Raw genomic sequence first — 13874 nt, 5'->3', positions numbered from 1 at the left:
CTTATGCGGCGCTCATCCATCGCTATTGTCATCGCCACGGTGCTGATATTGGGTGCCGCCGCAGGCTGGGGCGCCTACTATTTCAAGCCGGCCCCCCGCCTGCCGGATTCGCTGACCCTCACCACCCTGGATGGCCAAACGGTTAACCTGAAAGACTTTCAGGGCCAGCCGCTGGTGATCAACTTCTGGGCAAGCTGGTGCACCTTTTGCCGACGTGAAATGCCGATGCTCGAAAAGTATGCACAATACGACGGCCTGACCATGGTGTTGGTCAATCAGGGTGAAACGCTTCAGGTCATTAACGATTACATGCAAAGCACCAAGATTCGCTTTGAACATACCCTGCTGGACCCTGTTTACACCGCCCAGCAGGCCTTGCAAGTGCGCGGTGTTCCGACCACTCTCTTCTATGATGCCGACGGTCGCCTGGTTGATCAGCACGCCGGTGAACTGGAGGATGACCAGTTGGCACGCTTCGTGCAGCGCTATCTTGACTAAACTCCCCCATTGATGAGGCACCCTCATGCTGTTCAACACCTGGCTGCTGTACCTGGTGGCCTGCATCGGTTTGTCACTTTCGCCGGGGCCAAACAGTCTGCTGGCCCTGACCCATGGGGCACTCCACGGCAGCCGTAAAACCCTGTTTACCATTGCTGGGGGGGCCACCGGGTTTTTCCTGATTATCGCCCTGTGCCTTTTCGGTATCGGGGCACTGGTCAAATCCTCGATCGTCTGGCTGACGGTGCTCAAGTGGGTCGGCGGGGCTTACTTGGTCTGGCTAGGGATTCAGGTCTGGCGGTCACCGCCGATCAGCGGCGATCTGGTCGTCAATACGCACCTGACCAACGGCTGGCAGCTCTATCGCCAAGGCGCGCTTTCTTCCATTACCAATCCCAAGGTGCTGCTGTTTTTCAGCGCTTTTCTGCCCCAGTTTATTGATCCGCAGCGCAGCCTGGTGGTGCAATTCTTTATCCTGGCGAGCACCTTTGTGGCGATTGAATGCCTGGTGGAAGGCTTGCTGGCCAACATGGCTAACCGCATTCGCCACTGGCTGAAGAAGGTTGGCCGCGGCTTTAACCGCACCTGCGGTGGCGTTTTTATGATCATTGGTGCCGCACTGCCGCTGCGAACATAAAATGAGCGCTATATAATGCATAGCTGATAAAGTGACTGATAATGTCAGATAAGAAACATGGCTGACTGTAATAACAACTGATAATGATGAGGTGCCCATGCAGGTCACTCTAGACGAGATTGAAGCAGCTACCCACCGTGCGTTAATTGCCCATGGTGCCGAGCCAACGCCTGCCGCCGCCGTGGCCCATGCGGTGCGCCGGGCAGAGGCCGTGGGCAACGTGATCTGTGGTCTGTATTATCTGGAAAGCTATTGCCTGCAGTTGGTATCCGGGCGGGTGAAGGGTGATGCCAAACCGGCGATCAGCCAGCCCCGACCAGCCTCTGTGCTGGCAAATGCCAGCTACGGTTTTGCCCAGCCCGCCTTTGCCGAGGCGCTACCGGTAGCGGTTGCCGCTGCCCAGGCGCAGGGGATAGCCATGCTGGCAGTTCGCCACGCGCACACCTGCACCTCATTGGGTTACTTCACCGAACAGATAGCCGCCCACGGCCTGATAGGCCTTGGCTTTACCAATGCCTCACCGATAGTGGCACCCCCCGGTGGCACAAAAGCGGCTATTGGTACCAACCCGATTGCTCTGAGCGTGCCAGGCAGCCAGGCTGGTGACCCGCTGCGCCTGCATTTTGATTTTTCAACCTCAGCGGTTGCCCTTGGCAAGATCACCATGGCTAAAGCAGCGGGCGAGCCGATTCCTGAAGGCTGGGCGATTGACGCAGAAGGCAACCCGACCACTGACCCCGAAGCGGCGCTGGGCGGTTCCCTGGTAAGCGCGGGCGGCTATAAAGGCTGGGGCTTTGGCCTGCTGGCCGAACTGCTGGCGGCGGGGATTGCCGGAGGGGTGAACTCGCTGGATGTCAAAGCGCTCAAAGCACCGGAAGGCGCCCCTCACGATCTGGGGCAATGCTACCTGCTGCTTGACCCCAGCACCTTCGGGGATCATTTCGATGAACGCTTTGCCCGCTTGGCAGAAGCCGTGAACGAACAGCCAGAAGCCCGCCTGCCCGGCGCGGTGCGAGAGGAGAAAACGCTGATTGAGGTGCCCGATGCGCTATGGAACCGGGTGATCGAGCTTGCCAGCGTGGCGGCCTGAATCATCAGCCAAGGTTCTTCGGCCAAGGTTCTTCAGCGGTGCGTTTATCCATGTTCAACCCGGTGTGCCAAGAAGGCTTTTGGCGCACTGACAACACAGTAATGGACTATGACCACAGAACTCGTTTCCCAGCTGCAGCAAAGCTATGACAGCGTTCCTTATGAATCGCACCCCTTTGCTCAAACGGCGCCTGAGCATTTGCACGCCCTGGCCTTTCTGTTCGGTCTGGCAGCGCCCGACCCAGCCACCGCCAGGGTGCTGGAAATCGGCTGTTCGGCAGGGGAAAATATTTTCCCCTTTGCTGCCCGCCACCCACAAGCTCAGGTCGTCGGAATCGACCTTTCCGAGGTGCAGATCCAGCAAGGTCAGGCGCGGCTGGATGAGCTCGGCCTGACCAATGTTCGCCTGCAGGCGGCCAGTATTGAAGAGGTTGGCAAGGCAGACACACCCTACGATTACATCATCTGCCACGGGGTGTTCAGCTGGGTGCCCGCCTCCGTCCAGCAGGCCATTTTGCGGGTCTGCTCAGAAAACCTCAGTGACAATGGCATTGCCTATATCAGCTATAACACCTATCCCGGTTGGAAAACCAAGGAGATCATCCGCGATGCCATGCTGCTGCGCGGCGCCAAGCGCACCACAGGGGACGAAAAACTCTCCTACGCGATAGGAATGATCGATTTTCTCCAGCAGGTCAGCCCTGAACAAAGCGTGATGCGTAAAGTGCTGGATGAAAATGCTGACAAGATACGCCAGGGTAAAGCCAGCTACCTGTTGCATGAGTTTCTTGAACCCTGCAACCAACCTATGTACTTCAAGGATTTTGTGGCTCTGGCAGGCGAGTACAACCTGTGGTATCTGGCTGAGGCAGAGCCTCACATCATGTTCCTGAACAATTACGCAGCCTCCATTGCCGAGCCGTTAAGCAAGGAAGTCAAACAGCAGGAACAACTTGAGCAATATCTCGATTTCGTGACCAATCGGGCTTTCCGCCAGACGCTGCTGATACCCAAGGCCAACCAAGCAAAGATCCGCTACGGCCTGGATGCCAAGCGCCTTGAGCAGCTGCAGGTAGCCGGTATCTTCTTTGAGAACAAGATGGCAGGCGACACCCGCCAGCCAACGCTCTACACCGACTGGCGGGGCGGCCAAATTGCCCCAAATGCCCTGGAATATGCCTTTGTAGAGGCACTTTCAAAGGCTTACCCCGCCACGCTGACGTTTGAGCAACTTGTCGGTGTACTTGAAGCCAGCGGTGAACTGGCGAAAGGGCAGGATGCCCGAGCCGCTACCCTGGCGCTGGTGGAAACCTATGTGATTCGCAGCCATGTACGCATTCGCGCCCAGGGTGAAGAGGCCATGGCAGATTTTGCTATCAACCCGGCCGCCGCAGAGGCACCTGACAGGTTCAAGTGGCAATGGCACCCGCGAACCCTGCGCCACCCGAACGGTTGGGCCACCTCGCCCTGGCATGAGATAGCCGCCTTGACACCACTGGCCCGAGTGCTAGGCAGCTGCCTGCAAACCCCGGTGACTTTCGAACAACTGCAAACAGCCGCCGCAGAGGCACTCGAAAAAGGCGAGATCACCTTGCTGTCCAACGGCAAACCCAGTGAGCTTGCCAAGGAACCGCAGCAAGTCGCCAGCACTTTGCATACAAGCCTTATGGATATGTTTCAGGGGCTTTACCGCCAAGGGTTGGTAACGCCGGTTGAGGTTTAAATAACAGCAAGTCGATAAAAACACCGCCGTTCACTGGGCGGCGGTTAAACCATAAATGAGCGTCCCCCGGTGCCTTTGAACGCTGTGCATCAAGCTGCTCGGGGCGCAAACATGATAATCGCCATGCCGGTAAGCGCCACCGCTGAGCCGAGCAGGTCCCAGCCGGTAGGGCGCACGCCATCCACCGCCCACAGCCATACAATGGCCATAAAGATATACACCCCACCATAGGCGGCATACACCCGCCCCGATGCAGTAGGGTGCAGCGATAGCAACCACGCAAAGGCCGCCAGACACAATGCGCCCGGCACCAGCAGCCAGATGGTTTTGCCTTCACGCAGCCAAAGATAAGGCAGGTAACAGCCCAGAATCTCCATCAAGGCGGTGACTAGAAATAAGCCCAGGGTTTTGAGGTCTATGGGCAAAAAGAGATATTCCTGTTGTGAGTGGATGCTAAAGCATTAGGACATAATACGGACATAGCGGTTAAAAAGCTCATCAATGGCGTCATCTGGACTGGTTGCAGCCAAGGTGCCTGGCTTGCTGCATGTGAAAGCGCCTTCAGTGGGCTCAACAAACTGGTTGAATAATCGCTTTTGCATCTCAGCATCGCTGTTGTTTGCCAGTGTTTCCAGACGAGCCAGTTCGGCTGCTAATATCTCGAATTGTGGGATAAGTAGGTTGCTCGGCAGAAAAGGAAACATAGCGTGAATACGTGGATAGTCAGACTCAACAATCTTCGCCATAAAGTGCTTGTCGCTTCCATGAGCAATAATGCCGATATTGATAAATTCGCCTCTGTCTATAAAAGGCAAATAGCGGATGATGGCGTAGTTGTAGTAGTGCTGGTTCATCTTGTCGATGCTTCTGTTTTAACTAAAGGTATTTGAGTTTTCTCCACTATCACCTCACCCACCTCACCAGTCGCCATTGTTCGCCTTCCTGCTGGGATTGGCAACGGCAGCGGTTGGGTCAAACAGCAGCAAGCATCCTTTCCGGCAGGTTGTAGTCTGGAAAGGATGTTAGCACGTCAGGCAGAAGGTGGGCGCGGAACACTAAGAGATGTGGAATAAGTGTTATGAACCCATGCGCTCAGCAAACACCTGGACGAAAGCACGGAAATCCCCTAAATGGTGATGGCAGATTGAAAAGACGATTTCCCAGTTGACGTCATCATATTGATGCACCATGACATTGCGGAACCCCACTGACTTGATCATGCGTTCAGCCAGTGCCTGATCGATCACGCCTGTATCTGCCAGCGCCTGAAAGGATTGACCCATATTTTTCGGAGCGCTGGAGTCACCATGCTCTGCCAGCCAGTGGGCGGCAATATCAACACACATCTGAACAGCCCGTGTCAGGTTGAGCGAGACGATGTCCTGTGCGTCAAGGTCTTGCTGCAGGCTGACCAGGTCGGCTGGAAGCTTTGCTTCAACCCGCTGGATGCAGCGCCTGAGTGATTCGAGCTTTTGGGCAACTAGTCCTTCATCCATTGGCGGCGGCGTCCTTCAAGTATGCGTTTCTGATAGGGAACAAAATCTTCGTTTTCCATGATGTTGCGATAGATAAGATCCCCCCACAGGTGGCGAGTGCCTGCCACTTGCTTGCCGCTGCCGACAATCTGGTCAAGCAGAGGCTGGCCAACGGTACGCAGGTCGATCAGATCTACCGGGCGTTTGAAGGCCAGTGCAATGGCTTCTGTTAAGGCGATGCGCTCAGCTGCGCTCATGGGGCGTGGCATCTGTACGGCAATATCAATATCGCTGTCTGGTGTTTCGCTACCGCTGGCCATGGAACCAAACAGCACCGCCAGCTGAACCTGCGGAAACCTTGCCAGCAGGGTTTGAAGTATGTCCAGCGTCTGAGGGTCCGGCGAAGCAAGTGCCATGATAGTTGCCTACAAGTTGCGAGTGCCTAAATTAAGAGACTGGATTATGTTTTCAACTTGCACTTCCATATCCGGCAAATCTCTTTCAACTGTCCTCCAGACAATATCCAGATCCACCTTGAAGTATCCATGTGCCAAAGCATTTCGTGTGCCGTAAGCCGCCTTTAGAGGGAAGTCTGGATGCTTCGCAGAAAAATCAGGAAAATAGCGTTGAATATTGCCCGCTGCCTCCCCTAGAACCTCAAGATTACGGATAACTGCGTCCTGCTTTTCTTCGTTTGCGAGGAAGCTGGCATGGTCAATATCCTGAAGGTAACTTTGAATACGACTGATAGCCTGTTGTATGTGTTCAAGGTAGTCTTGCAGAGCAAACTCATCTCGGCGACTCATACCGTCTGAGCCTCATTGAAAATATCCCTTTTCCAGCGGTCAGGCAGTGAGTTTGGCGTCAGCACATCAACTTCGACACCCAGCAGTTCCGTCAACTCTGAGCGGATAGCCCCTATATCGAAGAGGGTGGTTTCATCGGTGGTATCGATGAGAATATCCAAGTCGCTTGTATCTGTGTCCTGCCCGTGAAGCACGGAGCCGAAAATACGCGGATTTTGGGCATGGTGTCGCTTCACGATCTGGCGTATCGCATCACGGTGCTGTTGATAGGCAATAGATGGTTTCATAAAGGGCCTCAATTGAAGCGCAAGTTACTTAACGATAGGCTAATACCTCACTGTCATCAATGACATATTGCGTTTTGCTTGCTCCTGCCTTAACCGGGGTGGTGTGTCATAGGCTTGCAGTGAAAACTTGTCCACAGGCCGTTACCCCAGGGTTATATTGATCACCACCAGCATCATTAGGGCGCCGACGGCGGGCCAGGGGCTGCGCAGCACCACGCCGAACAGGGTCAAGGGGATGAGTACTGTCAGGCCTGCCATCAGGTGGGGGAATTCGGCCAGGCCGTTTTGGGACATGCTGAACAGGTAGATAACCCCCAGCAGGCCAAGCAGCAGCGAGAACCAGACGCGGCGGTCACGTAGACGGGGTGGCATGGTCGTCAACCTCCTGATGAGTTGAGCACTTGATGAGTTGAGTGGCCGTGTTCAATGAGCTTGAGCAACAGGCGCCTCAGCGCCAAACTGCAGGGCGGCCAGGTGGCGGTACAGGTCGCTACTCTGAATCAGCTCGCTATGGGTGCCTGAGGCCACCAGCTGACCATCCTTGAGTACCAGCAGGCGGTCAGCGTTGACCACGGTGGCCAGGCGATGGGCAATCACGATGCTGGTGCGCCCCTGCATCAGGCGATCCAGCGCCTGCTGTACCAGGCGTTCGCTCTCGGCATCCAGGGCGCTGGTGGCTTCATCCAGCAGTAGTACAGCCGGGTCCTTGAGCAGAGCCCGGGCAATCGCCAGACGCTGGCGCTGGCCGCCGGAAAGCTGCACGCCGCCTGGGCCAAGCGGGGTGTCAAAGCCATTGGGCAGGGCGTCAATAAACCCTAGGGCACTGGCATCCTGGGCGGCGCGGCGCAACCTGTCGAGATCGGCATGGGGGTCGCCATAGCGCAGGTTGTCCGCCACCGAGCCGCTGAACAGCACCGGCTCCTGAGCCACCAAGCCCATGGTGGCGCGCAGCTGGGTGAGATCAAGCGTGCGGATATCCACACCATCAAGCAGCACACGGCCTGCCACCGGGTCGTAAAAGCGCAGCAGTAACCCCAGTAGGGTGCTTTTGCCCGCTCCGGAGGGGCCTACCACGGCCACTTGTTCTCCAGCCTGAATAGTAATGTCGATACCATTCAACGCCGCAACCGTGCGGCCCGGATAGGTGAAGTGGATGTTGCTGAGAGTGAGGGTGCCCTGGGCGGGCTGTTTCAGGGTGGCGGGCGCCTTGGGTGTCTGGATGCTGGGTTGGGTATCGAGCAGTTCCAGCAGCCGCTCGGCGGCACCGGCGGCGCGTTGCACATCACCGGCGACTTCCGCCAGGGTAGCCACCGCCCCGGCGGCCAGTATGGCGTAAAAGATAAACGCCGACAGCTCGCCGGGACTCAAGGTGCCTGCCAGCACCGCCTGCCCGCCTTGCCAGAGCATCAGGCCCACTGCGCTGAAGATCACCAGTAAGGCGATGCCGGTAAGCCAGGCGCGCTGGAGGGTGCGTGCCACCGCTGAGCTAAACGCCTGCTCAACCCGCTGGCGGTAGTGGCGCTTGTCCTGCGCTTCATGGGAAAACGCCTGCAGGGTCTGAATGCCGCGCAGCGCTTCTTCGGCATAGCGGCCAAGCTCGGCCACCCTGTCCTGGCTGGTGCGTGACAGCCGACGCACCCGGCGCCCGTACCAGACAATCGGCAAAAGGGTCGTGGGGATGCCGATGAGTACCATGGCCGAAAGCCACGGCTGGGTGATCAGCATCAGCACAACAGCGCCCATCAGCATGACCAGATTGCGCAGCGCCATGGAAATGGAAGAACCAAACAGACTCTGCAACACGCTGGTATCGGCGGTCAGCCGCGAGGCGATATCCCCGGCTGAGCGCCCTTCGCTGGCGCTTTCAAAAAAGCTTGGCTCCAGGCTCAGCAGGTGATCGAATACCTGCTGGCGCAAATCAGCGGCGAGGCGTTCGCCAATCCAGCTGACTTGGTAGTAGCGCAGCGCCGATGCCATGGCCAGCACGCTGACCACGCCCAGCATCAGGCCCAGGGTCTTGCCCAGCGCCTGGGCGTCTTCAGCGAGAAAGCCATTATCAATCACTAGCCGTAGCCCGTTGCCCAGCGCCAGCACGCTGCCGGACGCCAGCAGCAGGGCCAGGCCCGCCAGGGCAAGGCGCAGCCGATAAGGGCGCAGCAGGCTTAATAATCTGAACAGTACACGGTGGTTCGGGCGTTGACTCATAGGCGGCCTTTTTGTGCTGCGCGGGTGTGTCGCAGGCTGTATTGTACAACCTTTAACAGCGGTACAGACCTTAAGTGCGACAATGCGTTATGATGGCTTCGACTTATTCTATACATAGATATCCTTATGCTTAAACGTTTAATTCCCGTTATCATTCTGGCCCTTGGGGTGGGCGGTTTTATGGCGCTGCGCCTGACGCGCCCCGAGCCGGTTCCCGTTGAGGCCCAGGAGCGAACCTGGCCGGTGGAAGCGTTGGAAGTCTCGCTGGGCGAGCATGTGCCGCTACTGCCGCTTTATGGTGAAGTGGTGGCGCCTGAGATGGTCAATCTGGTGGCACCCATTGCCGCCCGCGTGACGGCCCGTCCGGTCAGCGATGGCCAGCGGGTGGCTGAGGGTGAGCTGCTGGTGGCGCTGGATGATGAGGACCTTCTATCACCGGTGCGCCAGGCTGAGGCCGAGGTAGCTGACCTGGAAGCTCAGCTGGAAAATGAACGTATTCGCCATGAGAACAATCGCCAGCTATTAACCCAGGAGCGCAACATTCTGGCCAGCGCCAACCGCCAGCTTGAGCGCAGCCGCTCGCTGGCAGGGCGTAACCTGACATCTCAGGCCGATGTGGATGCTGCCCGGGATGCCGTGGCCCGCGCACAGCTGAATGTTGCCAACCGGGAAAGTGCCATTGCCGAGTACCCTTCGCGGCGAGCAAGCCTGGAAGCGCGCCTGTCCCGTGCCCAAGTGGTGGAGGAAAACGCCCGCCGAGATCTGGCCCGTGGCCGCGTAGAAGCGCCTTTTGATGGCCGGGTCACCCGTGTTGACGTGGCCCCCGGTGATGATGTCGCCGCCCGGGCATCGCTCTTGTCATTCTTCCCTCTGGATGGCCTGGAAGTGCGCGCACGTATTCCACGCCGTTTTCAGGCAGAGCTGGAAGCCGCGCTCGATGCGGGCACGCCCCTGGTGGCCGTGGGTGAAGACGGTCAGCGCTTCAGGCTGGAACGCCTGGCGGGAGAAAGTGACCCCATCGGTATCGAAGCCATTTTTGCAGTGGAGGACGAGACCAGCGGGCTACGCCCAGGGGCCATGGTCACGCTGCAGCTGCGCCGCCCAGCGGTGGAAGATGCCCTGGCGGTGCCTTATGCCGCTCTGCATGGCGCTGACCTCATTTACCGTATCAACGCCGATAATCGCCTTGAGCGCCAGCGGGTCAAGCGCTTGGGTGAAGTTCGCCAGCGTGATGGTGGGCGCTGGCTGCTGGTACGCGCTGAGGCGTTGAATGACGGCGAGCGTATCATGTCGACCCATTTGCCCAATGCGGTGCAGGGCCTGCGTGTGGAAGTGACTAACGGGCCAGCACAAACAGGGCAGGATTCATGATGCAACGCGGTGGCCTGATCGGTTTTTTTGTCCACCACAGGGTGGCCGCCAACCTGATAATGCTGGTGATGCTGCTGGGCGGTGCGCTGGGCATTGCGCGTATGAATATCCAGTTTTTCCCCACCTTTGCGCTGGATGTGGTCAACGTGCGAGTGGTGTGGAGCGGTGCCTCTGCCGAAGACATTGAACAGGGCATCACCAATCCCCTTGAGCAGCGCCTGCGCAGCCTGGATAGCCTGAAACGCATGACCTCGACCTCGGCCCAGGGGGTTTCCAACATCACCCTGGAGTTTGAGGAAGGCAGCGATCCTGTCCTGGTGCTGGATGACGTGCGCCAGCAGGTGGATAGCTTTACCAACCTGCCGGCGGATGCCGAAGCCCCGGAAGTGTCGCGCCTGGCCCGCTATGAGCCGGTGGCCCGCTTGCTGGTGCATGGCAATATGGCGCCTCAGGAACTGCGCCAGGTAACTCAGCGCTTTGAAGACGAACTGCTGATGAACGGCATTGACCGGGTTGAAATCAATGGCCTGCCTGCTCAGCAAATCAGTATTGAAGTGCCTTCTGAGCGCCTGCAGACGCTGGGGCTTTCGCTTGAGGAAATTGCCTCCCGGGTGCAGGGCATGTCTCGGGATCTGCCTGCCGGGCTGCTTGGCCAGCAGGACAGCACCCGCGAACTGCGCTCGCTGGAGCAGCGCCGCGATGCGCTGGGGTTTGAAGATGTTACGGTGATGAGCAGTGATCGTCTGCAGCTGCGCCTGGGGGATATTGCCATCATCCATCAGGAAGCACGCGAAGGGGAAGTGACCCTTTCCTATGGTGGCGAGCCCGCCGCGGAGATGATACTTCAGCGCGCTGAAAGCGGCGATTCGCTGGAAGCTGCAAAGCGTCTGGATAACTGGTTAAAGCAAGCGCGCCCGACCTTGCCGCCTGGGGTCGAGCTTAAGGTGTTTGATGAGTCCTGGCAGCTGATTGACGAACGTATTTCGCTGCTGCTGGTGAACGGCCTGACCGGTCTGCTGCTGGTGGTGGTGCTGTTGTATTTCTTTTTGCCTGCTCAGGTGGCGTTCTGGGTGGCGGTGGGGATTCCGACCGCGTTTATGGCATCCCTGGGTGTGTTCTGGTTGATTGGCGGTTCGATCAATATGCTGTCGCTGTTTGCGCTGATCATGGCGCTGGGGGTGATTGTCGATGACGCCATTGTGGTGGGTGAAGACGCCGATGCCCATCATCGTATGGGGGAAGATCCCAGGCTGGCCTCCGCAGGGGCCGCGCGGCGCATGCTGTGGCCGGTGGTGGCGTCCTCGCTGACCACGGTAGCGGCGTTTATGCCGCTGTTGATGGTGGGCGGGGTGATCGGCAATATCCTCGGTGATATTCCGGTCATCATGATCTGCGTGCTGATCGCGTCCCTGATGGAATGCTTTATTGTTCTGCCCGCCCACCTGCGCAACGCCTTTCTGCCGAAAAAGACACCTGCCAAGCAACCCCGCCGTTCAACATTCAGCGTGGAGCGGCTGCGAGAAGGCTTCGAAGCGCGCTTTGATGCGTTCCGCGAAGGGCCTTTCCGGCGCTTTTCGATGTTTACTCTGCGTCACCGTGGCGCCACTGTCGCGTCTGCACTGGCGGTGACCCTGGTCACCGCTGGGCTTCTGGCCGGTGGGCGCGTGGGCTTCAACTTCTTTCCATCGCCCGAATCGAGCATTATCTACGCGAACGCCAGCTTTGTGGCGGGTACCGAGCGTTCCCGCATGGAAGACTTTGTTGACCACCTGCAAACCACGCTGGAAGAAACCGACGCGGCAATGGGCGGCGGCCTGGTGCGTACGGCGGTCTCTCACTACGGCACCAGCCAGTCTGGCGACGGGTCTGCCCGCAGCGGTGATGGGGTGGGCTCAGTGATGGTGGAAATGATCTCGCCGGATGCCCGCGAGGTGCGCAATGCCGCCTTTATCGAGGCCTGGCGGGAGCGCATCCGGCGGCCCGCTGGACTGGATAGCCTGAATATCAACGAACGCGCGGCAGGCCCGCCGGGCAAGGATGTTAATGTGCGCCTGACCGGCGAAGACGCCGAAGGGCTACGAGAAGCGGCTGACCGCCTGGGCCAAGGAATGGCCGGGTTGCCTGGGGTGTTGAGCACCGCAGATGATATGCCCTGGGGGCGCGAGCAGCTGATCTATCGGGTTAACGCCTACGGTGAGGCGCTGGGCTTGACCACTGAAGACCTGGGCAGCCAGCTGCGTACTGCTTTTGATGGCCAGATTGTGCAGATTCACCAGTCTGGCGCGGATGAAATCGAAGTGCGTGTCCAGCTGCCCAGAGAGCAGCGCGAAAGCCTTTCGACCCTGTCGCAGCTGGCGGTCAATCTGGCCGATGGTCGCAAGGTACCGCTTGCCCAGGTGGTGGAATTCTCCCATCGCCAGGGCTTTGAGACCCTGCGCCACGCAGAAGGCCAGCTGGCGGTTGAGGTCACGGCGGAAATCAACGGCGAGGTGACGTCAGCCGAGGAGGTGCTTGATAGCCTTTCCGCCGAGCTGATCCCTCAGTTGGAGCGCGAGTATTTCCTCCAGGCCAGCTTTGAAGGGCGCGCCGCTGACCAGCGTGAAACCCTGGCGGATATGCGCACTGGCCTGGTGATCGGGCTGGGGCTGATGTACGGGGTTCTGACCTGGGTGTTTGCGTCCTGGAGCCTGCCATTGATTGTGATGGCGATTATACCGTTCTCACTGGTAGGAGCCTTGCTGGGCCATTGGGCGCTGGGGATCGACCTGACGATACTGTCGCTGTTTGGCCTGTTCGGGCTCTCCGGTATCGTGGTGAACAACGCCATTATTCTGGTCAGCTTCTACCGCCAGCAGCGCGGCAAGGGGCTGGATATTACCGCTGCCCTCAACGAGGCGGTGGTTCAGCGGGTCAGGGCGGTGCTGCTGACCTCATTGACCACTATCGGTGGCCTCTTGCCGCTGCTGTTTGAAACCTCGCTGCAGGCCCAGTTCCTGATCCCGATGGCCACCTCGATTGCCTTTGGGTTGGGGGGCTCGACTTTTCTGGTGCTGTTGGTGATTCCCGCCTTGTTGTCCTGGCTGGAAAATGCCCGCGAGAGAATGCAGCCGCAAAAGGGTTGAAACGCCTGATTGCTATCAGGCTACTATTAATTCACGATTCACGATTCACGATTCACGATTCACGATTCACGATTCACGATTCACGATTCACGATTCACGATTCACGATTCACGATTCACAAAAGAGACTGCCATGACGACGCCTACCACACCCAATACCGCTCAGCCTACTCGCCTGCCTTGCCGGGGCTGCACCGCTGACTGCAAGAACTTTGCCACCTGTGGCGGCCGCCCCTGGCGGATGCCAGCGCGTTAACAGCGCACAAGCCCACCTGATGCGAGGGACGTCATGAGGATAAAACTCACCGCTGCCCCGGCGGCACTGGCCGCTGGGCTGGTAATGGCCCTGCTGATGACTGGATGCGGCAGTGACGCTGACAAGCCGCGGGAGGTCACACTCGCCGTACTGGTCGCCAATAGTAGTGCCCATGACGAGCAAAAGGTGGTCACTGAAGGCCGGGTGCGTTCATTTGATGAGCCGCTGCATTACTGGATCGAAGATGTTGATCTCAACCGGGTGGAAATCAAACCGCACGAACTGATTGCCCCGCATCTGGGCAAGGAAGTGGAAGTAGAAGGCCACTTCAGCTTCTCGCGGGAAACGGGCCGCCTGCTGCAGGTAGAAAGCGTCAACCCGGTTAACCCCTGAGCTAGCCTGCCCG

Annotated in this window: 16 protein-coding genes; 8 read left to right on the top strand and 8 right to left on the bottom strand. The window is 58.4% G+C overall.

Features of this window, described 5'->3' with window-relative positions; all coding sequences use genetic code 11:
• The first annotated feature begins 3 nt into the window (after nucleotides 1-3).
• The 4 genes from OR573_13240 to OR573_13225 all read left to right on the top strand — a co-directional run bounded on the left by OR573_13240 (nucleotide 4) and on the right by OR573_13225 (nucleotide 3947).
• On the top strand, nucleotides 4-498 hold the full coding sequence (locus OR573_13240; protein ID XGA79452.1) for a TlpA disulfide reductase family protein: 495 nt from the start codon (nucleotides 4-6) through the stop codon (nucleotides 496-498).
• A gap of 25 nt (nucleotides 499-523) precedes the next feature.
• A complete protein-coding gene (locus tag OR573_13235) occupies nucleotides 524-1135 on the top strand; it encodes a LysE family transporter (protein XGA79451.1) in 612 nt (203 codons plus the stop codon).
• A 97-nt stretch (nucleotides 1136-1232) separates the two neighbouring features.
• A complete protein-coding gene (locus OR573_13230; protein ID XGA79450.1) occupies nucleotides 1233-2225 on the top strand; it encodes an Ldh family oxidoreductase in 993 nt (330 codons plus the stop codon).
• Nucleotides 2226-2333: 108 nt separating this feature from the next.
• The gene (locus OR573_13225) at nucleotides 2334-3947 is read left to right on the top strand and encodes a class I SAM-dependent methyltransferase (protein XGA79449.1); all 1614 of its coding nucleotides are present in this window, start codon (nucleotides 2334-2336) and stop codon (nucleotides 3945-3947) included.
• Between the two features lie 89 nt (nucleotides 3948-4036).
• Here OR573_13225 and OR573_13220 read toward each other — a convergent pair whose 3' ends face one another.
• From OR573_13220 to OR573_13185, 8 genes are all read right to left on the bottom strand, one after another.
• A complete protein-coding gene (locus OR573_13220) occupies nucleotides 4037-4372 on the bottom strand; it encodes a YnfA family protein (GenBank protein XGA79448.1) in 336 nt (111 codons plus the stop codon).
• A gap of 36 nt (nucleotides 4373-4408) precedes the next feature.
• Nucleotides 4409-4801: a DUF3037 domain-containing protein gene (locus OR573_13215; GenBank protein ID XGA79447.1), complete on the bottom strand. Its 393-nt coding sequence runs from the start codon at nucleotides 4799-4801 to the stop codon at nucleotides 4409-4411.
• Between the two features lie 222 nt (nucleotides 4802-5023).
• A complete protein-coding gene (locus tag OR573_13210) occupies nucleotides 5024-5443 on the bottom strand; it encodes a DUF86 domain-containing protein (protein XGA79446.1) in 420 nt (139 codons plus the stop codon).
• Complete coding sequence (locus tag OR573_13205; GenBank protein XGA79445.1) at nucleotides 5428-5838, bottom strand: nucleotidyltransferase domain-containing protein; 411 nt, start codon at nucleotides 5836-5838, stop codon at nucleotides 5428-5430. Before OR573_13205 ends, OR573_13210 begins: the two co-directional genes overlap by 16 nt.
• Nucleotides 5839-5847: 9 nt before the next feature.
• A complete protein-coding gene (locus OR573_13200) occupies nucleotides 5848-6228 on the bottom strand; it encodes a DUF86 domain-containing protein (GenBank protein ID XGA79444.1) in 381 nt (126 codons plus the stop codon).
• Entirely contained in the window at nucleotides 6225-6515 is a 291-nt protein-coding gene (locus OR573_13195; GenBank protein XGA79443.1) for a nucleotidyltransferase family protein, read from the bottom strand. Before OR573_13195 ends, OR573_13200 begins: the two co-directional genes overlap by 4 nt.
• Nucleotides 6516-6656: 141 nt before the next feature.
• A complete protein-coding gene (locus OR573_13190; protein XGA79442.1) occupies nucleotides 6657-6887 on the bottom strand; it encodes a hypothetical protein in 231 nt (76 codons plus the stop codon).
• A gap of 51 nt (nucleotides 6888-6938) precedes the next feature.
• The gene (locus tag OR573_13185) at nucleotides 6939-8720 is read right to left on the bottom strand and encodes an ABC transporter transmembrane domain-containing protein (protein XGA79441.1); all 1782 of its coding nucleotides are present in this window, start codon (nucleotides 8718-8720) and stop codon (nucleotides 6939-6941) included.
• Nucleotides 8721-8846: 126 nt separating this feature from the next.
• On the opposite strand from OR573_13185, the gene OR573_13180 reads away from it, so the two are divergent.
• The 4 genes from OR573_13180 to OR573_13165 all read left to right on the top strand — a co-directional run bounded on the left by OR573_13180 (nucleotide 8847) and on the right by OR573_13165 (nucleotide 13861).
• Entirely contained in the window at nucleotides 8847-10091 is a 1245-nt protein-coding gene (locus tag OR573_13180) for a biotin/lipoyl-binding protein (GenBank protein XGA79440.1), read from the top strand.
• Nucleotides 10088-13213, top strand: coding sequence for an efflux RND transporter permease subunit (locus OR573_13175; GenBank protein XGA79439.1), 3126 nt, complete (start codon nucleotides 10088-10090; stop codon nucleotides 13211-13213). Before OR573_13180 ends, OR573_13175 begins: the two co-directional genes overlap by 4 nt.
• Nucleotides 13214-13345: 132 nt before the next feature.
• Nucleotides 13346-13468 carry a hypothetical protein gene (locus OR573_13170; protein XGA79438.1) on the top strand — a complete coding sequence of 41 codons (123 nt, stop codon included), beginning with the start codon at nucleotides 13346-13348 and terminating at the stop codon, nucleotides 13466-13468.
• Between the two features lie 33 nt (nucleotides 13469-13501).
• Complete coding sequence (locus OR573_13165) at nucleotides 13502-13861, top strand: glucose-inhibited division protein B (GenBank protein ID XGA79437.1); 360 nt, start codon at nucleotides 13502-13504, stop codon at nucleotides 13859-13861.
• Nucleotides 13862-13874 lie beyond the last annotated feature (13 nt).

It is taken from the genome of Halomonas sp. CH40 (assembly GCA_041875495.1).
Taxonomy (GTDB): Bacteria; Pseudomonadota; Gammaproteobacteria; order Pseudomonadales; family Halomonadaceae; genus Vreelandella.
This window is presented reverse-complemented; position numbering and strand designations above follow the sequence as displayed.

Coding starts and splice junctions, on each gene's coding strand:
- OR573_13240 (XGA79452.1), top strand. CDS start 4: ATGCGGCGCTCATCCATCGCTATTGTCATCGCCACGGTGCTGATATTG.
- OR573_13235 (XGA79451.1), top strand. CDS start 524: ATGCTGTTCAACACCTGGCTGCTGTACCTGGTGGCCTGCATCGGTTTG.
- OR573_13230 (XGA79450.1), top strand. CDS start 1,233: ATGCAGGTCACTCTAGACGAGATTGAAGCAGCTACCCACCGTGCGTTA.
- OR573_13225 (XGA79449.1), top strand. CDS start 2,334: ATGACCACAGAACTCGTTTCCCAGCTGCAGCAAAGCTATGACAGCGTT.
- OR573_13215 (XGA79447.1), bottom strand. CDS start 4,801: ATGAACCAGCACTACTACAACTACGCCATCATCCGCTATTTGCCTTTT.
- OR573_13210 (XGA79446.1), bottom strand. CDS start 5,443: ATGGATGAAGGACTAGTTGCCCAAAAGCTCGAATCACTCAGGCGCTGC.
- OR573_13205 (XGA79445.1), bottom strand. CDS start 5,838: ATGGCACTTGCTTCGCCGGACCCTCAGACGCTGGACATACTTCAAACC.
- OR573_13200 (XGA79444.1), bottom strand. CDS start 6,228: ATGAGTCGCCGAGATGAGTTTGCTCTGCAAGACTACCTTGAACACATA.
- OR573_13195 (XGA79443.1), bottom strand. CDS start 6,515: ATGAAACCATCTATTGCCTATCAACAGCACCGTGATGCGATACGCCAG.
- OR573_13190 (XGA79442.1), bottom strand. CDS start 6,887: ATGCCACCCCGTCTACGTGACCGCCGCGTCTGGTTCTCGCTGCTGCTT.
- OR573_13185 (XGA79441.1), bottom strand. CDS start 8,720: ATGAGTCAACGCCCGAACCACCGTGTACTGTTCAGATTATTAAGCCTG.
- OR573_13180 (XGA79440.1), top strand. CDS start 8,847: ATGCTTAAACGTTTAATTCCCGTTATCATTCTGGCCCTTGGGGTGGGC.
- OR573_13175 (XGA79439.1), top strand. CDS start 10,088: ATGATGCAACGCGGTGGCCTGATCGGTTTTTTTGTCCACCACAGGGTG.
- OR573_13170 (XGA79438.1), top strand. CDS start 13,346: ATGACGACGCCTACCACACCCAATACCGCTCAGCCTACTCGCCTGCCT.
- OR573_13165 (XGA79437.1), top strand. CDS start 13,502: ATGAGGATAAAACTCACCGCTGCCCCGGCGGCACTGGCCGCTGGGCTG.